The organism is Thalassotalea euphylliae, from assembly GCF_003390335.1.
Taxonomy (GTDB): Bacteria; Pseudomonadota; Gammaproteobacteria; order Enterobacterales; family Alteromonadaceae; genus Thalassotalea_F; species Thalassotalea_F euphylliae_B.
Genome location: NZ_QUOU01000001.1, coordinates 4,676,633 through 4,700,256 on the forward strand (window position 1 = coordinate 4,676,633; position 23,624 = coordinate 4,700,256).

At 46.0% G+C, this 23,624-nt stretch carries 25 protein-coding genes; 8 read left to right on the plus strand and 17 right to left on the minus strand.

Translation table 11 applies throughout. From position 1 onward, the window contains the following. Positions 1–300: 300 nt before the first annotated feature. The 4 genes from DXX93_RS20225 to DXX93_RS20240 are packed head-to-tail and all read left to right on the plus strand — an operon-like array spanning position 301 to position 2,575. Positions 301–1,005 (plus strand): DUF1538 domain-containing protein, encoded by a 705-nt coding sequence (locus DXX93_RS20225; RefSeq protein ID WP_116010076.1) that lies wholly within the window; start codon positions 301–303, stop codon positions 1,003–1,005. Further along, the gene (locus DXX93_RS20230) at positions 1,002–1,814 is read left to right on the plus strand and encodes a DUF1538 domain-containing protein (protein WP_116009691.1); all 813 of its coding nucleotides are present in this window, start codon (positions 1,002–1,004) and stop codon (positions 1,812–1,814) included. Before DXX93_RS20225 ends, DXX93_RS20230 begins: the two co-directional genes overlap by 4 nt. Positions 1,815–1,823: 9 nt before the next feature. Then, the gene (locus DXX93_RS20235; RefSeq protein WP_116009692.1) at positions 1,824–2,174 is read left to right on the plus strand and encodes a P-II family nitrogen regulator; all 351 of its coding nucleotides are present in this window, start codon (positions 1,824–1,826) and stop codon (positions 2,172–2,174) included. Further along, complete coding sequence (locus tag DXX93_RS20240) at positions 2,171–2,575, plus strand: CBS domain-containing protein (protein ID WP_258872731.1); 405 nt, start codon at positions 2,171–2,173, stop codon at positions 2,573–2,575. Before DXX93_RS20235 ends, DXX93_RS20240 begins: the two co-directional genes overlap by 4 nt. A gap of 139 nt (positions 2,576–2,714) precedes the next feature. Here DXX93_RS20240 and DXX93_RS20245 read toward each other — a convergent pair whose 3' ends face one another. The 4 genes from DXX93_RS20245 to DXX93_RS20260 form a co-directional block, all read right to left on the minus strand. Then, positions 2,715–4,418: a two-component system response regulator gene (locus tag DXX93_RS20245; RefSeq protein ID WP_116009693.1), complete on the minus strand. Its 1,704-nt coding sequence runs from the start codon at positions 4,416–4,418 to the stop codon at positions 2,715–2,717. Between the two features lie 44 nt (positions 4,419–4,462). Then, the gene (locus DXX93_RS20250) at positions 4,463–4,891 is read right to left on the minus strand and encodes a response regulator (protein WP_116009694.1); all 429 of its coding nucleotides are present in this window, start codon (positions 4,889–4,891) and stop codon (positions 4,463–4,465) included. After that, entirely contained in the window at positions 4,878–6,785 is a 1,908-nt protein-coding gene (locus tag DXX93_RS20255; protein ID WP_116009695.1) for a response regulator, read from the minus strand. Before DXX93_RS20255 ends, DXX93_RS20250 begins: the two co-directional genes overlap by 14 nt. A 104-nt stretch (positions 6,786–6,889) precedes the next feature. Further along, the gene (locus DXX93_RS20260; RefSeq protein WP_116009696.1) at positions 6,890–7,207 is read right to left on the minus strand and encodes a PAS domain S-box protein; all 318 of its coding nucleotides are present in this window, start codon (positions 7,205–7,207) and stop codon (positions 6,890–6,892) included. A 605-nt stretch (positions 7,208–7,812) separates the two neighbouring features. Here DXX93_RS20260 and DXX93_RS20265 point away from each other — a divergent pair. After that, on the plus strand, positions 7,813–8,313 hold the full coding sequence (locus DXX93_RS20265) for a 2TM domain-containing protein (protein WP_116009697.1): 501 nt from the start codon (positions 7,813–7,815) through the stop codon (positions 8,311–8,313). 29 nt (positions 8,314–8,342) lie between these two features. Here the strand turns inward: DXX93_RS20265 and recQ are convergent, their stop codons facing one another. Continuing rightward, complete coding sequence (gene recQ / locus DXX93_RS20270; protein WP_116009698.1) at positions 8,343–10,154, minus strand: DNA helicase RecQ; 1,812 nt, start codon at positions 10,152–10,154, stop codon at positions 8,343–8,345. Positions 10,155–10,334: 180 nt separating this feature from the next. On the opposite strand from recQ, the gene DXX93_RS20275 reads away from it, so the two are divergent. From DXX93_RS20275 to DXX93_RS20285, 3 genes are all read left to right on the plus strand, one after another. After that, positions 10,335–10,790 (plus strand): thioesterase family protein, encoded by a 456-nt coding sequence (locus DXX93_RS20275; protein ID WP_116009699.1) that lies wholly within the window; start codon positions 10,335–10,337, stop codon positions 10,788–10,790. 79 nt (positions 10,791–10,869) lie between these two features. Next, positions 10,870–11,808, plus strand: coding sequence for an EamA family transporter RarD (gene rarD / locus DXX93_RS20280; RefSeq protein ID WP_116009700.1), 939 nt, complete (start codon positions 10,870–10,872; stop codon positions 11,806–11,808). A 112-nt stretch (positions 11,809–11,920) separates the two neighbouring features. Next, positions 11,921–12,361, plus strand: a complete 441-nt coding sequence (locus DXX93_RS20285; RefSeq protein ID WP_116009701.1) for a hypothetical protein — start codon at positions 11,921–11,923, stop codon at positions 12,359–12,361. Positions 12,362–12,385: 24 nt separating this feature from the next. On the opposite strand, the gene DXX93_RS21080 is transcribed toward DXX93_RS20285, so the two are convergent. The 12 genes from DXX93_RS21080 to lptM form a co-directional block, all read right to left on the minus strand. Next, positions 12,386–12,535 carry a hypothetical protein gene (locus DXX93_RS21080; RefSeq protein WP_258872732.1) on the minus strand — a complete coding sequence of 50 codons (150 nt, stop codon included), beginning with the start codon at positions 12,533–12,535 and terminating at the stop codon, positions 12,386–12,388. Further along, positions 12,532–12,906 carry a DUF2931 domain-containing protein gene (locus tag DXX93_RS20290; protein ID WP_258872733.1) on the minus strand — a complete coding sequence of 125 codons (375 nt, stop codon included), beginning with the start codon at positions 12,904–12,906 and terminating at the stop codon, positions 12,532–12,534. The genes DXX93_RS21080 and DXX93_RS20290 overlap by 4 nt, the downstream gene beginning before the upstream one ends. 54 nt (positions 12,907–12,960) lie before the next feature. Beyond that, complete coding sequence (locus DXX93_RS20295) at positions 12,961–13,482, minus strand: DUF2931 domain-containing protein (RefSeq protein WP_258872734.1); 522 nt, start codon at positions 13,480–13,482, stop codon at positions 12,961–12,963. Positions 13,483–13,552: 70 nt separating this feature from the next. Then, positions 13,553–13,957 carry a DUF2931 domain-containing protein gene (locus DXX93_RS20300; RefSeq protein WP_147302735.1) on the minus strand — a complete coding sequence of 135 codons (405 nt, stop codon included), beginning with the start codon at positions 13,955–13,957 and terminating at the stop codon, positions 13,553–13,555. A 116-nt stretch (positions 13,958–14,073) separates the two neighbouring features. After that, positions 14,074–16,239 carry a T6SS phospholipase effector Tle1-like catalytic domain-containing protein gene (locus DXX93_RS20305; RefSeq protein WP_116009704.1) on the minus strand — a complete coding sequence of 722 codons (2,166 nt, stop codon included), beginning with the start codon at positions 16,237–16,239 and terminating at the stop codon, positions 14,074–14,076. Positions 16,240–16,363: 124 nt separating this feature from the next. Further along, positions 16,364–17,617 carry a diguanylate cyclase gene (locus DXX93_RS20310; protein ID WP_116009705.1) on the minus strand — a complete coding sequence of 418 codons (1,254 nt, stop codon included), beginning with the start codon at positions 17,615–17,617 and terminating at the stop codon, positions 16,364–16,366. Positions 17,618–17,631: 14 nt separating this feature from the next. After that, positions 17,632–19,812, minus strand: a complete 2,181-nt coding sequence (gene uvrD / locus DXX93_RS20315; protein WP_116009706.1) for a DNA helicase II — start codon at positions 19,810–19,812, stop codon at positions 17,632–17,634. 3 nt (positions 19,813–19,815) lie between these two features. Then, on the minus strand, positions 19,816–20,550 hold the full coding sequence (locus DXX93_RS20320; protein WP_116009707.1) for an HAD-IA family hydrolase: 735 nt from the start codon (positions 20,548–20,550) through the stop codon (positions 19,816–19,818). 15 nt (positions 20,551–20,565) lie between these two features. Further along, complete coding sequence (locus DXX93_RS20325) at positions 20,566–21,252, minus strand: DUF484 family protein (protein WP_116009708.1); 687 nt, start codon at positions 21,250–21,252, stop codon at positions 20,566–20,568. Then, positions 21,249–22,079, minus strand: coding sequence for a diaminopimelate epimerase (gene dapF, locus DXX93_RS20330; protein ID WP_116009709.1), 831 nt, complete (start codon positions 22,077–22,079; stop codon positions 21,249–21,251). Before dapF ends, DXX93_RS20325 begins: the two co-directional genes overlap by 4 nt. 38 nt (positions 22,080–22,117) lie before the next feature. Continuing rightward, entirely contained in the window at positions 22,118–23,392 is a 1,275-nt protein-coding gene (gene lysA, locus DXX93_RS20335; RefSeq protein ID WP_116009710.1) for a diaminopimelate decarboxylase, read from the minus strand. Beyond that, positions 23,392–23,532, minus strand: coding sequence for an LPS translocon maturation chaperone LptM (gene lptM, locus DXX93_RS20340; RefSeq protein WP_116009711.1), 141 nt, complete (start codon positions 23,530–23,532; stop codon positions 23,392–23,394). Before lptM ends, lysA begins: the two co-directional genes overlap by 1 nt. Between the last annotated feature and the right edge of the window lie 92 nt (positions 23,533–23,624).

The following is a 23,624-nucleotide window of genomic DNA, read 5'->3' on the forward strand; positions in this document are numbered from 1 at the left end:
GCCTGCAAGGCGAATGCTAACTGCTTACTAGCAAAGCATATTACTGAACTTTTCTTAACGATATTATCGCCAGACAAACGATGCCAAGCCTTATTTTCATATCAGGGCTTGGTGATTCACATTGATGGCAAATTGACTTATTGCTCCTGAGATCAGCAACCCTCAACAAAGCACTTGTTGATTAATCGCTAAGCTTGTTTTAAATCAATATTTAACCGCCAGTAACTTGCTAAGATGGGGAAAATCTAGACAAGGAACTGACTCAGCTTGCCTCAAACCGTTAAAAAGCTCGCTGGATTTATGCTCGGTAGTATACGGGATTTAGCCCCCATCATTGCCGTTATCGTATTTTTTCAGTTGGTGATCATTCAACAACCTCTGCCCAATATTTTGGATCTTTTGGTCGGTGTACTTTTTGTATTGCTCGGTCTGACCTTTTTTATTCACGGCCTTGAACAAGGCTTATTTCCCATTGGCGAAACCATGGCCCACGCCTTTGCTAAAAAAGGCAGTGTTTTCTGGTTATTGATTTTTGCCTTTGCCCTCGGCTTTGGTACTACAGTCGCCGAACCCGCTTTAATCGCCGTGGCCGCAGAAGCCGCTGAAGTGGCTGCCAGTGGTAATATGATAGCGGCTGATGAAGCTGCCAAAGCTAGTTATGCCAATGGTTTGCGCTTCACCGTGGCCTTATCCGTTGGCCTCGCCATTGTGCTTGGCGTATTCCGCATTCTCAAAGGCTGGCCAATTCAATACTTGATCATCGGTGGCTATGTTTTAGTGGTAATTCTGACTTTATTCGCCCCTGTGGAAATTATTGGTATTGCCTATGATTCAGGTGGTGTCACCACATCAACCATTACTGTACCTTTGGTCACCGCACTTGGCGTTGGCTTGGCTTCATCAATCAAAGGACGTAATCCGATGATTGACGGTTTTGGTTTAATCGCGTTGGCCTCACTGACCCCCATGATGTTTGTCATGGTCTACGGCATGGTGATGCTATGAACTTAATCACAATATTAACCGATCTCAGCCAAACCATGTTGAGCACTGTCACCGATGTGATCCCAATTGCGGTGATCATCTTTGGCTTTCAGTTTGCGGTCATTCGTCAACCCGTCCCTAACATTGGCAAGGTACTGTCAGGCTTTGTCTGGGTAGTTATCGGCTTAACCTTTTTCTTAGTCGGCCTAGAGCGCGCACTATTCCCGCTCGGCAAGTTAATGGCGCAGCAACTCACCGATCCTGTGTTTATTGCCGGTAGTGAAGCGCTTGATGCCGTGAAAGGAGCGATCAGCTTGACCTGGCAAGACTACGGCTGGGTGTATTTATTCGCTTTTCTCATTGGTTTTAGTACCACAATCGCGGAACCTTCGCTGATTGCGGTGGCAATTAAAGCAAACCAAGTATCTGGCGGTGCCATTGGCATTTGGGGGCTGAGAATTTCGGTGGCTCTAGGTGTGGCTATTGGTATTTCTCTGGGCTGCTACCGCATTGTGGTCGGTGACCCAATTCATTGGTACATCATTGCCGGCTATGTGGTGGTGGTCATTCAAACCTTGTTTGCCCCCAAACTGATTATCCCGCTAGCTTACGATTCTGGCGGGGTAACAACCTCTACCGTTACCGTGCCGCTTGTCGCCGCGCTTGGTTTGGGGCTGGCTGAAACAGTGCCGGGCCGCAGCCCACTTATCGACGGCTTTGGCCTAATCGCCTTTGCCAGCTTATTCCCGATGATGTCAGTCATGGCCTATGCTCAATTAAGTCAATGGTATGCTGCACGTCGCAAGCGCCCTGAACCAAGTCAACTTTAAGGAATTATTATGCGCTTTAAACTGATTGTCGTCTTTGTTGAAGATGCCTTAACCGATCAAGTCGTTGAAACCGCTCGCGACACTGGCGCCACAGGGGCAACAGTGATCAATAATGCCCGCGGTGAAGGCTTAAATAAGTCAAAAACCTTCTTTGGCCTTGATCTGGTAACACAGCGCGATGTGGTACTACTGCTCGTTGAAGAGCACATGTCGCGCCACATTTTAGAAGAAATCGCCAGAGTAGGTGAGTTTGATGAAAAACCGGGATCTGGTATTGCCTTTCAAATTGATGTTGAAGATGCCGTTGGTGTCTCGCATCAAATCAGTCAACTAAGTTCAAGTGTGGAGAACGAACTGTGAGTACGAAACAAATCATCAAAGCAAAAGACGTTATGACGTCTGCTTACGCCCAACTTGACGGCATGCAAACCGTGCGCGAAGCACTTAACGCCATGAAAGAGAAAAATACTCAGGTTGTTATCGTCAATAAACGCGATCAACACGACGCTTACGGTATTTTATTGCTTTCTGATATTGCTAAAAAAGTGCTCGCCAAAGACCGCTCACTGGATCGCGTTAACATCTACGAAATTATGTCAAAACCTGTGATGTCAGTACCGCCAGAAATGGACGTTCGTTACTGCGCACGCTTGTTTGATAAATTCGGCCTAAGCTGTGCGCCGGTTATTGAATCTGAGCAGATACTCGGCTTAGTTGGCTATCAAGAATTATTAATGAAAACCATTGAGCAATTCGAATAAGCCTCATAAAACCGATGTTTCCCAGCCCTAACATCAGTTGATCTTCTACAACTAAAGAAGGTCAGCACTGAACATGCTGACCTTTTCTCAATAATAACTGCACACTCTGCCCATAGCATTAGTGGTTCAATGATTATTATCAGCTAATTAGGTTCACCAATGCCGACCGTGGCATAGGTTTATAATAATAATACCCTTGATGGTAATTAATATTAAGCTGATTGCAATAGCTTGCCTGCTCAGCAGTCTCGATCCCTTCGGCAACAATTTTCATATTTAAGCTCTGCAGCATGTTTGCCACACCGGCAAGCATGGTTTTAATCATCGAATGTTGTGACTTCGAGTCGTCAATAATACTGCGGTCTATTTTTACCGAGTGAATGGGACATTTAATTAAGTGAGACAGCGACGAATAACCCGTGCCAAAATCATCCAGCGCGATTTTTAAACCAAACTTATGCAGGGCTTTTAAGTTTTCGAGCGTTGTCACATTTTCATTGAGCAGCGCCGTCTCGGTAATTTCTAACGTAATGCACTCGGGCGACACGTCATGCTGAGCAATCAACGAAGTGATGGAAGAAGCAAAGCCAGGTTCGGTCAGCTGGCAAGGAGAAACATTGATCGACAACATAAAATCTGAGCCTGTTGCATTCAAATAGTCAGCCATTTCTTTTAAGGCCTGTTTAAAGACCCACAAGCCCAGTTTTTGAATCACACCACACTCTTCTGCGACCGGAATAAACTCATCAGGTCTTTGTGTCATGCTTGCCTGTGGCCAACGCACTAGGGCTTCGGCGCCAATAATCAAATTGTCTTTAAGGATCGGTTGGTAATGCAGCTCAAAGTCGTGCTCCATCGACGCGCGCCGCAATTCAGTTTCAAGTTTGTATTTAAATAAGATTTCCGCCTGCATGTTGTCTTCATAGACACACAGCTTCTCGATGGTATGTTGCTTGGCGCGGTACATGGCAATATCGGCACACTTCATCAGCTCAGTTTGGGTATTACCATTGACAGGAAACATGGCCAAACCGACACTTGCCGAGCTGTGAATCACATGACCATCAATGTTAAAAGGCTCAGCCAACGCGCCCAACAAGCGGTTGCCAATTTGCTTGGCTTCGTTCAACGACTTTAGCTGGCCACAGGCAAAGGCAAATTCATCACCACCAAGTCGCGCAAACAATTCATTGCTGCGAAAAACTTTTTTAAATCGACTCGCGACTTGCACTAACAATTGATCGCCAACATTGTGACCGTAAGTGTCGTTAATGTGCTTGAACTTGTCTAAGTCGAGCAACATCACCGCAGTTATCTCGCTAGGGTGGCGTAATCCCGTTTTTATGCGCTGCAGCAAAGACTCTTCAAAGTGGTAACGGTTGTAAAGCCCCGTCAATGAGTCTAGTTCAGCCATTTTCTTCATATGGCGGTAACTATCGTACAGTTCTTGCTCCAATTCGTAGCGCTTTTTGGCTTGTAAAATAGAGCGCTTGAGCTGTGATGGCGTCACATCTTCTTTTAGCACGACATCTTGGGCACCCGCATTAATAGCGTCTAAAATCAGTTCGTCATCCGCGTAATTACTGACCATAATAAACGCGGTATCACAAACAAAGGGCGCTTTTTTGAGTTTGAGCATCAACTCAATACCGTTGACCGACGGCATTAAATAGTCCAAAAGCACAACATCAAAACTCTGATAGGTAAGCTGCTGCAGCGCTTTTTGGGGTTCACTTTCTTCAACTATGTTGTAAATAAAGTCTGTACTGGAGAGCGCGCGTTTCAAGCTAGTACGCTCAATATCATCGTCATCAATGATCAATACATTTAATTCGTTATACATCCTTGTTCCTCTGATTTCCCTTCTAATAAAATGAATTTTTGCGCCTATGCCTCTCCTGGCAAGTGGGCAATCTGCCAATATCCTCTGAGCAGTGACACGATTTCGATAAATTCTTTACCCGCCTCGTCTTTGACAAAATACCCGGCGACATTTTTTAAGTAACTTCTTTCAATATCTTGCTCATTGGCTGACGTAGTTAACACGAAAACGATGGCATTTGCGATGGTTTTGTTTTTTCTGACCTTGTCGAGAAACTCCAACCCGCCCATTCTCGGCATTTGTAAATCCAGTAACACCACATACGGGGAAGGAATGGAGTTGTTGATCAGCAACTTCAACGCTTCTTCGCCGTGATGTGCACGCACAATGTGGTTACTAATACGCTCTCTGGCAAAGCTGCGTTTGATGGTCATAAAATCAATGTCGTCATCCTCAACCACCAATAAGGTGACGCGCTCGCTAAATCTGGTCATATACAGCCTCATGCGCCAACGTGTTAACGACCTGATGCACAGGCCAAACAATTTTAAAATGAACGCCAGAGGTGAATTTGTCGCCATACACAAGCTCAACTGTGCCTTGGTAATACTCAACCACCTTTTTCACCATCGCTAGCCCCATGCCACTGCCTTCCACTTCATCTTTGGGTTTAAGTGTATGGAACATCTGGAATACCTTTTCCGCGTACTCTCTTGGAATACCCGGGCCGTCATCGAAATAATGAATCTCGTAATGAGACTGACAATCGATAACATCCATCTGAATATGACCGTACCCTTTATCGTGGTGCTTAATGGTATTACCGAGCAAATTAAGCAATACGATTTGCATCGCAGCTTTGGGCAGCACAATATCGAGATCAGATGCAACCAAGGTAAAGCGCTCGAATTCTGCGTTAAGCTCATGGGCATTAAGCGCCAGCTGTTGGAAGTTAAATGGCTCAGCATCGGAGAGCTTTTTGTTTAAGCGCGAATAAGCCAGTAGATCGTTAAGCAACTGACCAAGGCGAACCGAGCGACTTTTGATCATGTCAAAATGGGCTTTAGCCCCTTGCGGCAGCTGATCGCCGTAATCTTCTTCAATCCAAGTCACGAGTTTTTTAATGGCGTTGAGTGGTGATTTCAAATCATGCGAAGCGATGTAAGCAAACTGCTCTAGGTCTTCATTAGACTTGCGTAACTTTGAAATTAATAAATCACGCTCGGTTACATCGGCGGCCGCCCCCAAAATAAAAGGCTCGCCGGTATTGTCATTAAAGCGCTGTTTAATCGTGTGTAAGGTGCGAATTTCGCCATTGGGAAAGGTTATCTGTTCGATGGTTTCACTGCTGCCATTGGCAAAGGCTTCTTTGTCTTTGGCGAGAAAGTATTCAACATCAACAGGGTCATAATCTTCAAAGGTCGTGCGCCCCAAAATAGTGTTTTGATCTTCAACGCCATACAAGTGCAGAAAGTGGTCGTTCATTTTGACCAAGCGAAAGTCTTTGTCTTTAACAAAAAGATAGCCCGGCACCGACTGAAACACGATTTCAAGGAAATTATGAGCTTCCTCAAGCTCTTGCTCTTTTATTAGTAGTTGTCGCTCGTGCTGTTTCTTTTGAACCGCCAAGCCAATCACTTTGTCTAATCGGCTGGCTTTTAAGTCGCTTTTGACCAAATAGTCTTGAGCGCCAAACTTGATGGCATTAACCGCAACCGATTCGTTACCCTGACCCGTCATCATCACAACGGGCACAAATGGGTGATTGGTTACTATATTGGTCAGCAAATCCAGGCCAGTTGCACCGGGCATGGAATCGTCAAGTAAGATGCAGTCAGGTTCATTGCCCGCAATCATGGCTAACCCTTGGTGACCTGTCATGGCGTGTTCAACAGTGTATTCACTGGGTGCTTTGCGCAGTAACCGCCGACATGCCTCGATATCATCGGTGTTGCCGTCAATAATCAATACCTTGCAATCTAACGCGCTACGACGGGGCACAAACGCACTGGCGTGTTCAATTGCCGCTGAGATTTTTTCATGCAGGTTAAGTGAATTTAGCGCAAACTTATTGATGTAGTCCTGAGCGCCTTGCTTGAGCAGGGAAGCCGCCATTAATTGATCGGTTGGGCCAGTAAGTACCACAATCGGCACAGTGGGAGCTTGCGCTTTAATCGCGCGAAACAATTCAAGCCCTGACACGCCCGGCAAATGGTAGTCTAATAAAAGACAGTCAAAGTGCTGGTCTTTGAGTAATTCGAGCGAAAGCTCTTCGGTTGGGGCGACATAAAATTCATACGGAATCGCTTCGCAATCGCCAAGCGCCCGTTGTATCGCCTCGATATCATCTTGATTATTATCAACAATAAGTATTTTCCGAGTTGCCATTTTGCTATTCCTTTGGCTCGTAACTTGGTAAAACCGCAATACCAAACCAGCAGCCTTGCTTCGTTTTAATCGCTTGAATTAAGCCCTTAAAGCTCACAAGCTTTTCAATATATGTGTTTGCACCAAGCACTCAGTGATACCTCTTGGAGCTTTGCTTCTTTGCGACGCGCACAAATTGCTCGGCCGATGCCGATAATTTTTTGGGTACTTGTTATCAGGTTATTGGAGAGGTAACTGTTGTGCTGTATTTGAAATGGCTCTGGCACCAACACGTCAACGTTGCGGCCAAGTGCTTCATTGGGCTTACAACCAAAGATTTTACCGGCCGCTTTGTTAAAGCTTTGAACATGGCCTTTATCGTCAATAATAATAAAACCATCGACCACAGTGGCGATGATTGATCGCACTTGCGCGTCAAACATGAGAGTTAATCAATCCATTGATAATCTGATTTTTCATCCGTACATCAAAGATATAGACTATTTTTAATGAATAGGGAATTGAGTTGTCGTGTTTTTTTACAGTTTTTATCAATGGCGAGCGACAATGACTCGCTTGATTAAGACGTTTTGAACGGGTTATGCACTAATAGCGGCTTAGTTTATTGCTTGTAACCCTATGATTTATATAGTTTGTCACCTTAATGTCGCTTAAATGACGTGGTATATACTCATGCTGCTTCAAGATACTTGATTTCAGCGCTTTCACAGGGACTCAATATCAAGACGCAGCTTGCCGGAATGGTTACTCCCTTTCAATAAGCTGCAACGCAGAAAGTGAGTTCCTGTGAAGCGCCTTCTCTATCTTAAAAAAATGGGTTGGTTTAAAAGCGATTTATGCGGTGTTATTGATTTTGCTCTCCATTGAACAAAAGGGGAACGATCATTCTCTGCAATCAATGCCTTGACTAAATCGCTTTTAATGCCAACTGAAACAAGCACTTTGAAGTGGCATGGGTATGAGTACAGAGTGCTTGCCACCATGGTTATCAACGACGAACACAACCAAACAGCAAAGGAAAATTTAGATGCTAATTAAGAAGTTACGCTTACAACGCGGTTGGTCACAAGAGCATTTGTCGCAAGTATCAGGCTTGAGTGTCCGCACCATACAGCGAATTGAGCGCGGCCAAAAAGCCGGATTGGAATCGCTAAAATCACTTGCGGCAGTGTTCGAACTTGATATTTCATCACTGCAACAGGAGGTAGACATGACCACTCAAGCAAGCACAGCCGACACTGACAATAAAGCAGGCATTCAAGTCACCTTGGAAGAGCAGCGCGCCATGGAGTACGTGCAAGGGTTAAAAGCCTTCTATGGCCATTTGGCCACATACATCATTATTAACATCGTATTGTTTGCCGTGAATTGGTTGATCACGCCCGGCTATTTATGGGTACTTTGGGTAATGATGGGCTGGGGAATAGGGCTTATCAGCCACGCGGTCGCCACCTTTGAGCTATTCAACTTCTTTGACGCTGAATGGGAGAAGCGGCAAATAGAAAAGCGTTTAGGACGCGATCTTTAAGCCGCTACTGAATGTAAGCGCGACCGGATCTAAGCGTTAAGATGCGCCTTGATAAGCGATAAGAAAGGCTCGCCATAGCGGGCTAACTTAGTATCGCCAATACCACTGACCGATAACATCTGCGCTTGTGAACGCGGCTGAATGCGAGCTAATTCCGCCAATGTTGCATCGTTAAAGACAATAAACGGTGCGACATCTTCAGCATCGGCAATTTCTTTGCGCAATGAACGTAATTTACCAAACAGCTTGCGATCGTACTGTTTCGCCGCGCTATTTTGTTGCCAGTAACTGGCGCGTTGCAAGCGCGGTGACGCTAACATAAGCGTTTCTTGCGCTGTTAATACCGAGCGTGCAGCTTCTGTCAGTTTCAGTGCCGAATGCTGGGCGATATCTTGTTGCAAATAGCCGAGATGGATTAACTGACGGATCACAGAAAACCAATAACTGGGCGTTTTGTCTTTACCAATGCCAAAGGTGGAGACCTTTTCATGACCCTGTTTTTGAATTTGAGGTGTCACTTGCCCGCGCAGCACGGTAACCAGATACTGTACATCACCTTTTTGCTCAATGCGATAGACGCAAGACAGCACCTTTTGCGCCACCTCAGTGGCATCAAACTCACTGGGCGGGTCAAGGCAAATATCACAGTTACCACAGCGTTTTTTCGTAAATTCAGCAAAGTAGTTAAGCACCACCTGACGACGGCAAGTTTGCGCGTCCACAAAATCGGTCATCGCTTGAAAACGCTGCATTTCTACTTTCGCCCGTTGCTCGTCTTCGTGCTCGGCAATGCGCTTTTTCATCCGGCTAATATCTTGCTCATCACACAAAAACAATGCCTCTGCCGGCATACCGTCACGACCTGCGCGGCCAATTTCTTGATAATAAGACTCAATGGTGCGCGGCGGCTCAAAATGCACTACATAGCGCACATTCGGCTTGTTAATGCCTAAACCAAAGGCGACGGTAGCGACAACAATCTGAATATTGTCTTTGGTAAAGCCGTCTTGTACATAAGCGCGAATTTCCGTTTCTAAGCCCGCGTGATAAGCGGCGCAGTTAATACCCGACTCACCCAAGAACTTACTGAGTTTCTCCACTTGCCAACGGCTGCTGCAATAGACAATGCCAGCGTCGTCTTTGCGCTGTTTGATATACGAGAGTATTTGCTTTTGCCCATTGTATTTTTCCGCAAGCGTAAAACGGATATTAGGGCGATCAAAGCTATCAAGATGCACATACGGGTTGTGTAGCCCTAGCTGTTCGAGAATGTCTTTGCGCGTGGTGACATCTGCCGTTGCCGTTAACGCCATTACCGGAATGTGCGGAAAGTGGCGTTTTAAGCAGCCTAATTGGGTATAAGCACGCCTAAAATCATGACCCCATTGTGAAATACAGTGCGCTTCATCAATTGCGAATAAGCGAATAGGTAAACTGGCAATACCTTGCAAGAAGTAATGCTGCGTCAGCCGCTCTGGCGCGACATAGAGCAAACGAATTTGACCAGCTGCCAAACGCTGAAAAATATCGTTCACTTGCGCTTGGCTTTGCGATGAGTTCACAAACGCGGCGCTGATACCTTGCCGTGTCAGTCCATCCACTTGATCTTTCATTAGCGAAATCAGTGGCGAAACGACAATGGTGATACCGTCAAATAAGGTTGCAGGCAGTTGATAACATAGCGATTTACCGCCCCCAGTTGGCATTAACACTAAACAATCGCGACCACTCATTACTTGCTCAATGACACCTGCTTGCCCCTCGCGAAATGAGGTGTAGCCAAAGTGGTGTTTTAAAGACTCAAGAAGTGGTGCTTGCGCATTGGTAGCAGGGGAGGTCAACAGTGTTCCTGTGAAATATAAAAACGGATTAAAAAAATGGGGTTAAAAACCGCAAGCATTTTAGCCCAAGCTAAGGTGAATCCCTAGTAAGGAGTTTAAAAAAATGGAAAAAAGCTGTTAGGCTAAAAATCAATCAACACACATCTGACCAGAAAAAACTTTTGGACAAGGACGAATAGTATGAATAAACAACAACGCTTTCAAAAAGTTGCCGAACTATGGAATGCCAGCATGCCGTTTAATCAACTACTGGGCTTTGAAATTTCGCGCTTTGACGACACGCGCTCAGAAATTAGTTTTCATTGGGATGACAAACTCATTGGCAACCCAATGCAAAAAATACTGCACGGCGGCGTAACTGCAGCAGCCCTTGATTTAGCTGGTGGCGTAGTCGCTGCGGCAAGCATTATCGCCAATATGGAAGCAGTCTCTCCTTTGCTGATTCAAGAAAACCTTAACAAACTCGGCACCATAGATTTGCGTACCGACTTCTTGCGCCCGGGCAGAGGTGAGCATTTTGTCGCGTCTGCGCACATTATTCGCAGTGGCAGTAAAGTTGCCGTCGCCCGTATGGAGCTGCACAACGAGAAAAACGACCATATCGCCTTTGGCACTGGCACTTATATGGTTGGTTAAAACCTCGTTATAACCTTGCTATCAATGCGCGAACCTGTGATAGAATTCGCGCCCTTAAAATAGCGACTAGGTCTTCTTTATGCCCAACTCATCAGCTTCAGCTCAAACCAATAGCGGGATTATTAATGCGCTAGCTGCATATTTTATGTGGGGCTTAGCACCAATGTACTTTAAGGCGCTAACCGCCGTTGGAGCGACTGAGATTTTGATCCACCGTGTTGTCTGGTCAACGCTGTTATTGTTAGTCATCGTGGTTGCTATTGGCAAATGGCAGCCTTTTGTCAAAACCCTCACCAACAAAAAAGTCGTCGCTAGCCTTGCTGTCACGGCAACATTACTAGGCAGTAATTGGTATATCTTCATTTGGGCGGTTAATAACGATCACCTGCTGGATGCCAGTTTAGGTTACTACATCAACCCTATTTTTAATGTCGCCTTGGGGATGATTTTTCTGGGCGAGCGATTGCGTAAATGGCAAGGGGTAGCAGTAGCTCTGGCGATTGTCGGCGTCTTAATTCAAGTCGCTGTACTCGGCACGATTCCGATGATTTCACTGGTACTTGCCGCCACTTTTGGCATCTACGCTTTAGTGCGTAAAAAGCTGCACATCGACTCTTTTGTCGGCTTATTAATTGAATCACTATTACTACTGCCAGTGGCACTTCTGGGGTGGCTATTTTTTGTCAGCAGCGACACCAGCAATATGCTTAATAACTCATGGTCGCTCAATACCATGCTATTGATGGCGGGTGTGATCACCACCGCACCTTTACTGTGTTTTACTGCCGCGGCAAAACGCCTGACACTCGCCACACTTGGCTTTTTCCAATACATTGGGCCAAGTATCATGTTTATGCTGGCAACCTTTTATTATCAAGAAGTGCTAGCGCCGGCAAAACTGGCGACCTTTGCCTGTATTTGGGCGGCCTTGGTTATTTACAGCGTGGACTCGTTAAGAGCGCGCAAAGCGCGAAAGCAAGTCACTCAACCAACAACAGCAGTAAACAAAACGAACTAAACGCCTAATGCGAATGGGGTATTAAGCCATTGCTGTCAAGCAATGGCTGTCACGTAACAAAGCATAAAAAGTCGTCTATACTTCCATTATCATCAACAAGGATGTTAATGCGATGGAACAGTTACTCCCTTTCTTAAAAATCAATTATCACATTGATGCAACGCACAATATATTCACCGTAAAAACAGCACCTGTATTTGACTACAAAGATATCGTCGTCCATTACGGGAATTTGATGATCGATAAGAATTATTATGTGGGGTTAAACGGTTTATACGACTTTAGCCAACTGGAACATATCACGGGTGACTGCCAAATGTTATTAGACACGGCTGAAGTGATGAACAACCCTCAAGTCATTAATCGCCCTAGTAAAACAGCGATTGTACTGCCAGACTCAAATGGCGAAGCATGTGAAGTGATGGCGAGGTTTTGTCGCGAAACGTTTCAATCCATGAATCAGTTTCGCTTGTTTAGCGTTAGCGATATCGCGCAAGTAGAGCGATTTTTATCACTGCCAACTCAGTATCACAAACTGGCCAAGTGCGCTTAACCCTCTGCTAACGTAAAATTTCAGTTAATAAGGGTTAAAGTGCTCCCAAGTCGCTTGGCCTGAGCCAAGCTCCACCAGAATTCGACCTTTTCTATTTCCTTCGCTTCGCGCATTAGATATCCAAACAGTCACTTCGCCCTGCTCCCCAAAACCAACAATTAAGTAAGGCTTCACATTTTTTTTATTTCATCAAGACTTACAATCGTATAAGTAGGTAAGTTTCTGGCAATTTTTTCGCCTCGCTTATGATCGATTTTGACTTGCGCTGAATATAAGCGGCTTTGACTTTCATCATGCCACTGGACCGCAACTTTTTTAGGAAACGGCTTGCCAAAAGCACCCGCAGTTGCACCTGCAACACCCCAACAACATGACATACTGCCTGCAGGAACTTGCCACGAGTCGTCAAATCTTATCGGACGTACCATGATTTCATTTCCTTTGACGGTAGAGCCAGAAACCAGCATATACTTGATGGGTTGGTGGGTTGTACAAGCGATTAATGGCAGTACCATAAGCAATGAAATAATTAGTCGAATAATCATGATTTTCTCCAGTGGATTTGGTCTACGCCGTTGTAAGCTTGCCAATTATCAAGGTTAATAAGGATCAAAGTGCTCCCAAGTCGCTTGACCTGAACCGAGCGCGACCAATATTCGACCACTGATATTCATCTCGCTGGGCGCATTAGATATCCACACGGTCACTTCGCCCTGCTCACCAAAGCCAACAATTAAGTAAGGCTTCACATTTTTTTTTATTTCATCAAGACTTACAATCGTATAAGTAGGTAAGTTTCTGGCAATTTTTTCGCCTCGCACATGGTCAATCTTGACTTCTGTGCTGTATAGGCGGCTTTGACTTTCATCATGCCACTGGACCGCGACTTTTTTGGGGAAATACTTGCCCCAAGCGCCAGATAGTGCTCCTGCCTCTTGCCAGCAGCAACCTAAATTACCGACAGGCTTACGCCAGCTATCATCAAATACTAACGGGCGCACCATTAACTCATTACCTTTGACCGTTGATGAACCAATGACCATATACTTGATGGGTTGATTGGCAGTACAAGCGATTAATGGCAGTACCATCAGCAGTGAAATCATTAGTCGAATCATCATAATTTTCTCCAGTGGGTTTGGTCTATGCTGTTATTGTTCTAGGCTGTCATATGCTTGTCAATTATCACGGTTAATATGGGTCAAAGTGCTCCCAAGTCGCTTGGCCTGAGCCAAGCTCCACCAGAATTCGACCTGTTTTGTTCATTTCACTGGATGCATTAGATATCCAAACGGTCACTTCACCATTTTCACCAAAACCTACAATTAATTTAGGTTTTGGCTGTTTTTCAATTCGACCCGAGCTTATTACGGTATATGGCGGTAAATTTCTGGCAATTTCTTCCCCTCGCTTGTGGTCAATCTTGACTTCGGCACTGTATAAGCGGCTCTGGCTCTCATCATGCCATTGAACTGCGACTTTTTTAGGAAAAAGCTTATCCCATGCGCCTGACTGAGCCCCCGATTCTTTCCAACAACAGCCTAGGCTTCCCACAGGAACTTTCCATTTTTCATCAAATACCAAAGGCCGAATCATTATATCGTTGCCTTTTACGGTAGATGAACCCACTATTAATAATTTTAAAGTTCTTTCGGACGAGCACGAAGTTAAAGTGACTAACAAAAAGCTCATGACTAGCAAACGATAAATCATTATTTTCTCCAATGAGATTGGCCTATACCTTGATAAAATTGCCAGTTATCGGAGTTTGTCTCTGCGTTATCTGGCTGATTATAAAAGATTTCACGTTGGCCGTTAGACGTAGTGTAAATTGCACTTTGTTCTTCACCATGAGCGATACCATCAATAAACCCAGCATACTTCACGCTAATATGGATATACTCAAGGTAGAGCTTTTGCCATGCAGTGCTTTGTGGCCCGTTAGCGGTAGCGCTTTCCACCAAGGTTTTTAGTTCATTGGAAAGTTCATAGGGATAAAGCCCCGCTAGCTTATTGATAGGTCGAAAAGGCACGCCATGCTGTACTGCGACTTGATGCATTTGATGCAGCGCATAATGAGACAAGGAGTTGTTCACCTGACGACGCCAGACGGCTTTGTACGGCGTATAAAAGCTCTGTTCAGGTAAGTTTTTAATACGTCGATTGTGATTTTTTCGCGGGCGCAGTGCGATAAGTTCGATATCAATCCCCGGCCAATCGTATTCCTCTGCCAGTAATTTTCTACGAATTTCTAGCTCGGCTTGATGCGCAGGCTCATCTGGCTTGCCAGCTATATATAGTCTGGGGTAGCGAATTTCTGAGGCAACAGGCCCATAACCGCCACCAATATCGGCATGGGCGCCAGGCAACTCAACTTCTTCGTGGTTGGTAAGTAACAGGTTTTCGCCGGTTTTAAGGGAGTTAAGTGGGAATTTATCGCGCCGCTCATCCCATGCGGCTAATTGGTAAACCTTACCCGCCGAGTTTTCCGCCAAGTCTAAATTAATTTGGCCAGGAATAGCCTTGTTTGCACTAGCTTCGCTATGGTCATTATCGCCATCGCCGCCGATGGAGGCTACCGTGTCAAATAGGCCGATAAAACGCACCATCAGCTTTGTACCGCCCCAGTAATCGGGCTGTTCACGGTTGAGCTTATGAATAATATTGGCAAAGGCTCGCGCTTGCGATGCGCCTCGACTAAAACCAAAGATATCAATTGTACCTACTTTGCACGAGGGGAAACGAATAAAGAAGTCTCTTGTTTCATCTAATGCGAGCTTAATACGATCATCAAAGCTACCTGCAAACGCCATATCCCAGTTACTATCATTTTCAAAGGCTTGAGTGCCAATACCTTCTGAATAAAACCGCTCTTTAGCTCGCTCAAGCCTTGGATATAGCTCGTAAAGTTTGGCAATATTAGTGGGCTCTTTATCGTCATTGGGGTCTTGGCTGTCGTTGGTGAGGTTATTTCCCGTGCCATCAAAAAATACGCCAAAGCAAGGTGGCTCAGGCAGTAGTGTTAGCTCAACATGGCCTTGACTAGTTACGCGATGGTCAAGTAGTTGAAAACCGCCGTTCTCCCCAATATTTAAGTTTTCAATGGTTTGGCGATTTTGGTAGTCACTAAATGCCATGTTAGGCACTATGGTTTGCACTGGTAGGTTCAGCAACTTTGCGTCAAGCTGATAACTGGCATCTTCTTTTAGCTTGGCAAAGTATGCTGTACTCGCACTTTCTTTAGCCTTGCTATCGAACGTGCGCTGTTGGTTAACACCACTACCCTTGAGGGTAAAGCGGGCCGACGTTTCACCTTCAATTTTAATGATGATACGTTTTTCTTCGGGCTCAGGAGATTGTTCAATATTGGTAAAAATAGTGGATGGCGCTAAGCCTTGCTGATATGCAGGTACGTGATAATTTGTACTTTGATCATTATAACCTTGTGTAAATGGGTTCTTACCTGTCGTCTTGGCTTGGCCTGCTCCCGCCGCGCCTTTTATCAAAGTCGCTTGCTTGTTACCTTGCTGATAAAAGTCTTTGTGCTTTAATACCAATAATTCGCCTTTGGCCGGCGATGCTCGCAGGGTATTTACCGCTTGCCATGACTTTTTGTCTTTAACATACAGTCGTGTGTATTGATCTGCCCTTAGCTGTTGCCAACTTACTGGCTGGGTTAGTACTAGCCATTGGCTATGGTGCGCAGGTAGAGCAAGTTTGACCTCTCGCGGTAATGACTCTGCGGTCTTGTGAGGCGGGTAACTGGGCTTTTGTGCTGCCTGCTCGTTACCAAAGAGGGGATTTATTGGTTCGTCAAAAACACTTAAATTATCGACATTAAGCTGGTTTAACGGCTCAATGGGTCGTTGAGTGGGCATGCGTCTTCCTTGTCGCAGCTTACAAGTTATGTAATTAGTCTATTTATTAATCTGCTTTAATTCAATCATCAATTCAATGCCATAGCCTGCACTGTGAAATAGGGAAAGCGGAAGATTAGCCGTGCTAATCTTCCTGGCCACTGACCACAATCTGGTTGCGGCCATTTTCTTTAGCGTTGTAAAGCGCTTGATCGGCGGCATTCATTTGCGCAGCGAGCTTGTCATCACTATTAAACACAACGCCGATACTGACGGTCAGTGAAATTTGATGATTTTCGTACGACAATTGCGCTAACGATAACTCGCGTCTAAGATCATCTAGGCGCGCGTATAACTGATCGTCGTCAACCCCAGTTAACAGTACCGCAAATTCTTCACCACCCAAGCGCGCGATCATCGCCCCCGGTAAATGTTTGCGCATGTACAAAGCCACCATTTTCAAGACATTGTCACCCGCTTCATGACCATAGGTGTCATTGATTTTCTTGAAGTAGTCAATATCAAGCATGGCCAAACAAAACGCCGTGTTTTGCTCGACATATTGTGGAATTTTGCTTTGTGAAAATTGAATAAAAGCGCGACGGTTTGGTAGGTCCGTCAAGTAGTCAGTATTCGCTGCACGCTGAATCTGCTTGATGTTATTGAGGTTTTCAATATTTTGCGTAATGCGGCAATAGAATTCTTCAGGACAGAACGGCTTGCGTAAGAAGTCGTCTGCACCGTTTTTTATAAAGCGCGCCGAATGAATGCCATTACTAGCGCCAGAAATACCGATGACCGCGAGGCGATCGCGAGTGTAACGCTTGCGAATTTCATTGGTCAGTTCAATCCCATCCATATTTGGCATTTCCAGATCGGTAATGACCATTTTGATATCCGGATGCTGCTCAAGTACTTCCAGTGCTTTAACACCATCACTGGCAACATACACAGAGAAGTTGCGACGCTTGAGTAGTTCAACAATGTGGTTACGTGCCGACAAGCTGTCATCAACCACTAAAATACCATTTTCTTGGTTAGTGCGTTGCCAATGCAGTATGCGCTTCAAATAGAGGAATGCTTGGCTATTTTCTTTTGGAATGTAATCAATCACTGGCTGTGACAAAATCTTTTGGCGGGTCAATTCATCCATCTTACCCGTCAAAACGACGGCTTGAATACCATGTGATAACACGCATGCAATGGCTTCTCCGTCTGTCGCATCCGGCAACGCATAGTCCACAGTGGCCGCAAAAAAGCTCGCACCGCCTTGCAACAAACTTTCGACTTCTGCCAAATTGTAGGCCACCGTTACTTCAAATCCCAATGCTTTGGCAAGTTGCTCGATAACCTTGGCAATTGCTTTGCTGTCTTCAACGACCAATAAACGTTGTGCCATTACTGCTCCTACTATTATTTGCCAAGCGGGGTCAGATTAGCGTACGCAACCACTAACCATTTGATCCCTACTTGTTCAAAATTGACCTGAATACGACTTTGCGCACCCGTGCCCTCATAATTGAGTACTACCCCTTCACCAAACTTCTGGTGCAGTACTGCTTGTCCTAAACTAAAACCGGTATTTTCGAACGATTCCGTCGTGAAAGTTGACGAAAATCGCCCTGTTGGCGCAGGTGTTTTCACTTGGCTCTGCAAACGAATTTCTTCGACACATTGCGGTGGCAATTCGCGTAAAAATCGGCTTGGTTTGTGATACTTTTCTTGTCCGTACAAGCGACGACTTTCAGCATGACATAAGTATAGCTTGTGCATTGCCCTTGTCATGCCAACGTAGCACAAGCGGCGCTCTTCTTCCAAGCGGCTGATATCTTCTTGCGACTGCTGCGAAGGGAACATCCCCTCTTCAAGCCCAGCAATAAAGACCAGCGGGAACTCCAAACCTTTCGCTGAGTGCATGGTCATGAGCTGCACCGCTGGCTCGTAATCATCAGCTTGTGATTCACCCGCCTCCAGCGAAGCATGCGTTAAAAATGCCGTAAGTTTCGTTTGCTCTTCTGTCAACTCAGGCTCTTGCTCAAACGTTTGGCATGCGGTCACCAATTCATTCAAGTTTTCAATGCGTGCCTGCGCGCGTTCGCCTTTTTCAGCTTGGTACATCGCTTTAAGACCGCTATGACCGATAACAAAGTTCACCTGTTGATCTAAATCGAGGTCGCGAGAGTCGTCTTCAAGCTGATCAATCAAATTAATGAAGTTAGTGATGGCGTTGGCAGCACGTCCTTTAAGGCTTTGTTCGGCCAGCATGTTTTGACACGCTTGCCACAGCGTCACTGCCATAGATTTTGCTGCGTCGCGAACCAGTGCAAGGCTTTGATTGCCAATACCACGCGTTGGCGTGTTGATAATGCGCTCAAACGCAGCATCGTCATCGCGATTATTGATCAAGCGCATGTACGCCAGCGCATCTTTGATCTCTTGACGCTCGAAGAAGCGCAAGCCGCCATAAATGCGATAAGGTAGCTGCCCCTGTAACAAGGCTTCTTCGAGCAGGCGTGATTGGGCATTGCTGCGATACAAAATAGCGACATCATCGAGCGAGCCGCTTTCCTCTCGCCACGTATTAATGCGGCCAGCGATAAAACGCGCTTCGTCAATTTCATTAAAGGCGGTGTAGATCGAGATTTTTTCACCAGCTTCATCTTGCGTCCACAGCTCTTTGCCAAGACGATTATTGTTATTGGCAATCAGCTGGTTTGAGGCGTTCAGAATGTTCGCGGTTGAACGGTAATTTTGCTCTAAACGAATGGTTTCAGCTTTCGGGTAATCATCTAAAAAGCGTTGAATATTCTCAATTTTCGCGCCGCGCCAGCCGTAAATCGACTGATCGTCATCACCGACAATCATGACATTGCTTTGTTGCTTACCCAGCATAGTTAACCAAGCGTATTGAATGGCATTGGTATCTTGGAATTCGTCGACCAAAATATGCTTAAAGCGCTGTTGGTAGTGCGCTAATAGGGCAGGGTGATCGAGCCACAGCTCGTGCGCGCGTAGCAAGAGTTCAGCAAAATCCACCAATCCAGCGCGATCGCAAGCGTCTTGGTAACTTTGGTAAATATTAATAAAAGTTTGCTCGGTTGGATCAAACTGAGCGTCAAGGTGCTTAGGCCGTAGCCCTTCGTCTTTTTTGCCATTGATATACCAAACCGCTTGCTTGGCAGGCCATTTTTTCTCGTCCAAATTCAAGGCGCGAATCGTGCGTTTTACTAAACGCAGCTGGTCATCAGAGTCCAGTACTTGGAAACTTTGTGGCAAATTAGCTTCTTGAAAGTGCATCCGCAACAGGCGATGCGCTAGGCCGTGGAAAGTCCCTAACCACATGCCAAAGACATTGCCGCCGGTTGTTTGCTCAACACGAGCACGCATTTCAGAGGCCGCTTTATTGGTAAAGGTAACCGCAAGAATACTGTGTGGCGAGGCTTGTTCGATACGCATTAACCAAGCAATGCGCTGCACTAAAACGCGCGTTTTACCACTGCCAGCACCCGCCAGTACCAGCATATTTTGTAAAGGAGCAGCGACGGCTTCACGCTGCTTGTCATTTAAGCCGTCTAATAGATCAGACACATCCATTATTTAGGAACTCAAGTGGGGAGCTAAGCCAGCTAGCTGCGTAACGTCGCTTAACTCGATATGGGGTAAAACTTTTAGCGGTTTGCCAACATCGTAACAAGATAACCATGCCGCTTGGCAGCCAGCGCGCAGTGCGCCGAGAATATCGGCGCGGCCACAGTCACCCACGTGCAGCATGTGCTCACACGCAATCCCTAAGTCTTGCGCCGCTTGCTCAAACAAGTCACCTGCGGGTTTCATGCGATGACCATTGCCGGCGTGATAGATATAGTCGAAATGCGCTTTTATGCCGATCGCCTCTGTGTCAACATTGCCATTGCTGATCGCGACCACGGGCACGTATTGGCGCAGTTGTTGTAACAGCGCAATGCTGCTTGGTGGCACAACAAAATTACTGCGCGTTGCCAAGAAATACGCCATGGCCTGCTGGGCAAGCTCTGTCGCTTGCGCGGTGGCGATACCTAAACTTTCCATGCCCTGTTGATACGTTGCCAAGCGCAGTGCCGTGACATCATGTGTTAACTCTGGTGTCTGTTCAACAACCGCAGTGCGGTGTGGCGCCCAAAAGTGGCGATCAAAAACAAGGCCATCAACCACAGCCAATGGCGCTAGTAACTGTTGAAAATAGGGCGGCATTGCACGCTCAGTAGCAACCATGACGGGCCGATTACTGTAGAGGGTATCATCCAAGTCAAAGCTGATCGCCTTGATGGGTTTTAAGCTTCGGTAAAATTTCACGTTGTTGGCTTAACGTTATTTCGTCGCTAAATGTTGAAATAATAGCTTAGCCACCAATTTTTGAAACTGGCCAAGCAATAAGGTATCCATACGTGGGTCAAAGTGATCGGCATCTTGTGAGCTAATCGCTAAAAAGCCAATATCCTGCTCAAGGTGCGCAAGCTTGATCAGCACCACTGAGCCAGCGGTACTGCTAGCAAAAATCTGTTGCAACTCAGCCTGCTGCAAGCGGCCAAAATAATACTCGTCATGCGCAAGGCGCGCATCGAAAATGGTTTGGCAATTTTGGCTGACAATACTGGTGTGTTCGGCACTGTATTCAGGCGTTAGCCAAAGCTTTAAACCCGCTAACGAGAGTAATTCGAGCGTTGCCCGCGATAAAATATCTAAGAGCTGAGTCACATTCTCACTGTCAATCAATTGCAAATACAAATCGCTATACAGTAAGAACAACTGTTCATTTTGATTGGCAACTGACATCAGCTGAGTGATTTCTTCTTCAAGCCCCTGAATTTTTTGGCGCAATTGCGTTTGTTGGCGTTCAACTAACGACACAGTGCCACGATGCGTGTCTTGCAAGCGCAAACCAGTAATTAATGCGGGATTGCGGTTAAAAAATTCAGGGTTATCTTCCAAATAGCGTGCAACGATCTCATCGGTTAATGGCAAGTCATCGGCATGCAAAGGATTTTGTTCATTCATATATGTATTTGACCATCAAAAACATGAGTGGCAGGGCCAGACATTTTTACCGGATGCCCGGGACCTTTCCAAAATATTCGTAGTTTACCGCCGGGGAGTTCGACAGTAACTTGTTTATTCAATTTTTTCTGTGTTTGCCCAATCACAACCGCAGCACATGCGCCGCTACCACAGGCCAGCGTTTCACCGGCTCCGCGCTCATAGACGCGCAGTTTGATAAAGTCGGGAGAAACCACCTGCATAAAGCCAACATTAACTTCTTTGGGAAAACGCTCGTGAACAGAAAGTTCGTGCCCGAGTGTTTCTACTGGCGCCGTTTTGACATCATCAACGGTGAGAACACAATGGGGGTTACCCATAGATACCGCGCCACACAGCACGGTTTCGTGCTCGGTACGCATAATATAGGTGCCTTCAACTTTTTGCGCTTTAAACGGAATTTGCCCCGGTTCAAATTGCGGTGTTGGCATGTTCACCGAGACGTTGCCATCGCGCTCAATATACAAGGTCATCTTACCCGACTGAGTCGAAACGCGAATTTTATTGCGATTGGTCAGCCCTTTACTGCGCACAAAGCGTGCAAAACAACGGGCGCCATTGCCACATTGGCCCACTTCGCTGCCGTCGGCATTGAAGATGCGGTAGTGAAAATCTAAATCGGGGTCATAAGGCGGTTCAACCACTAACAATTGATCAAAGCCAACGCCAAAATTGCGATCTGCCAGTTTCTTTATTTGCTCATTCGGTAAGTAAACGTTTTGGGTGACATTATCAATGACCATAAAGTCATTGCCCAACCCGTGCATTTTAGAAAAATTAACCAGCATACTGTCTTTCTTTAGTTCTTATTGAGTGTCTTTATTGCTTATTGGCCGCTATTGGGTGCCGATGAGTCCGGCAGGGTGTGCTCACCTTGCCATAATTGCTCAATGGTTTCTCGCTCGCGCACTAGCGTACTGGTTTCGCCGTCAACCATGACTTCGGCGACGCGTGGGCGACTGTTGTAGTTTGAACTCATGGTAAAGCCATAAGCACCTGCAGAGCGCACCGCCAGCAAGTCACCCGCTTGAATCGCTAGCTCGCGGTCTTTACCGAGAAAATCACCCGTTTCACAAATTGGCCCGACCACATCGTAATTAACCTTAGGCGCATTGGTGCGCGGCTCAACCGGAATAATGTTTTGCCACGCTTGGTAGAGTGACGGACGCAGTAAATCATTCATGGCCGCGTCAACAATGGCGAAATGCTTGTCTTGATTGGTTTTGATAAACTCAACTTGAGTCACCAATATCCCGGCATTGGCCATAATGGCGCGCCCCGGCTCATAAATCAGGGTAATACTGCGATCAGCAATTTTCTCGGCAATCGCTTTCGCGTATTCGTTAGGATGCGGAGGTTGTTCATCGTCGTAACAGACCCCTAAACCACCACCGACATCGATGTGTGAGAGGGAAATACCTTGCTCGGCTAAGGTATCAACCAGTACCAACACGCGGTCAAGCGCATCTAAAAAGGGCTGCACTTCTGTTAGCTGAGAGCCGATATGACAATCTACTCCCTTGATCGCAATATTCGCGAGTGTTGCCGCGTGTTGATAAAGCGCTGGGGCTTCTTCAATACTGATCCCAAATTTATTCTCTTTTAAGCCCGTTGAAATATAAGGGTGTGTGCCCGCGTCAACATCTGGGTTAACGCGAAACGAGACGGGTGCTTTTTTGCCAAGCTTGCCAGCCACATGATTAATGCGTTCAAGCTCGGCGGCAGACTCAATATTAAAACAATAAATACCGTGTGATAGCGCATAAGCGATTTCATCAGACGTTTTGCCAACGCCGGAAAAAACCACTTTCGCGGGATCGCCACCAGCAGCAATTACGCGTGCCAGCTCACCTTTAGAGACAATATCAAAGCCCGAGCCTAAACGCGCCATCACGTTCAATACGGCCAAGTTGCTGTTCGCTTTGACCGCATAGCACACCAAATGAGGGAGCTCACCTGCGGCTTGGTCGAAAGCATGCCAGTGGCGCTCTATTGTCGCTCTTGAATAGACATAAAGCGGTGTTTGATACTCGTTCGCCAGCGAAGCGACCGCGCAGCCCTCGGCATACAAAGCATCACCTTGATAGTTAAAATAATCCACTAGTTTGCTCCTGCATCCGACGCTGGCTGCTCTTGTTCAGGCTGCTCTGGGGTTTGATAAAGTGGCCCTTTTAAACCACAACCAGCAAGTACAGCAAGCACAAAAAAACAGGCAAAAATTCGGTTAAGTTTTGTTTTCATTTTTTAATAAGTTAGCAGGCAAAAATTAAGGTAATACGCTGGTATTACGGCATGTGACTGGTATTATACGCACATGCACATCAACAAATACA

Coding starts and splice junctions, on each gene's coding strand:
- DXX93_RS20225 (WP_116010076.1), top strand. CDS start 301: ATGCTCGGTAGTATACGGGATTTAGCCCCCATCATTGCCGTTATCGTA.
- DXX93_RS20230 (WP_116009691.1), top strand. CDS start 1,002: ATGAACTTAATCACAATATTAACCGATCTCAGCCAAACCATGTTGAGC.
- DXX93_RS20235 (WP_116009692.1), top strand. CDS start 1,824: ATGCGCTTTAAACTGATTGTCGTCTTTGTTGAAGATGCCTTAACCGAT.
- DXX93_RS20245 (WP_116009693.1), bottom strand. CDS start 4,418: ATGTATAACGAATTAAATGTATTGATCATTGATGACGATGATATTGAG.
- DXX93_RS20250 (WP_116009694.1), bottom strand. CDS start 4,891: ATGACCAGATTTAGCGAGCGCGTCACCTTATTGGTGGTTGAGGATGAC.
- DXX93_RS20255 (WP_116009695.1), bottom strand. CDS start 6,785: ATGGCAACTCGGAAAATACTTATTGTTGATAATAATCAAGATGATATC.
- DXX93_RS20260 (WP_116009696.1), bottom strand. CDS start 7,207: ATGTTTGACGCGCAAGTGCGATCAATCATCGCCACTGTGGTCGATGGT.
- DXX93_RS20265 (WP_116009697.1), top strand. CDS start 7,813: ATGCTAATTAAGAAGTTACGCTTACAACGCGGTTGGTCACAAGAGCAT.
- DXX93_RS20275 (WP_116009699.1), top strand. CDS start 10,335: ATGAATAAACAACAACGCTTTCAAAAAGTTGCCGAACTATGGAATGCC.
- rarD (WP_116009700.1), top strand. CDS start 10,870: ATGCCCAACTCATCAGCTTCAGCTCAAACCAATAGCGGGATTATTAAT.
- DXX93_RS20285 (WP_116009701.1), top strand. CDS start 11,921: ATGGAACAGTTACTCCCTTTCTTAAAAATCAATTATCACATTGATGCA.
- DXX93_RS20290 (WP_258872733.1), bottom strand. CDS start 12,906: ATGATTATTCGACTAATTATTTCATTGCTTATGGTACTGCCATTAATC.
- DXX93_RS20295 (WP_258872734.1), bottom strand. CDS start 13,482: ATGATGATTCGACTAATGATTTCACTGCTGATGGTACTGCCATTAATC.
- DXX93_RS20300 (WP_147302735.1), bottom strand. CDS start 13,957: ATGATTCGGCCTTTGGTATTTGATGAAAAATGGAAAGTTCCTGTGGGA.
- DXX93_RS20305 (WP_116009704.1), bottom strand. CDS start 16,239: ATGCCCACTCAACGACCCATTGAGCCGTTAAACCAGCTTAATGTCGAT.
- DXX93_RS20310 (WP_116009705.1), bottom strand. CDS start 17,617: ATGGCACAACGTTTATTGGTCGTTGAAGACAGCAAAGCAATTGCCAAG.
- uvrD (WP_116009706.1), bottom strand. CDS start 19,812: ATGGATGTGTCTGATCTATTAGACGGCTTAAATGACAAGCAGCGTGAA.
- DXX93_RS20325 (WP_116009708.1), bottom strand. CDS start 21,252: ATGAATGAACAAAATCCTTTGCATGCCGATGACTTGCCATTAACCGAT.
- dapF (WP_116009709.1), bottom strand. CDS start 22,079: ATGCTGGTTAATTTTTCTAAAATGCACGGGTTGGGCAATGACTTTATG.
- lptM (WP_116009711.1), bottom strand. CDS start 23,532: ATGAAAACAAAACTTAACCGAATTTTTGCCTGTTTTTTTGTGCTTGCT.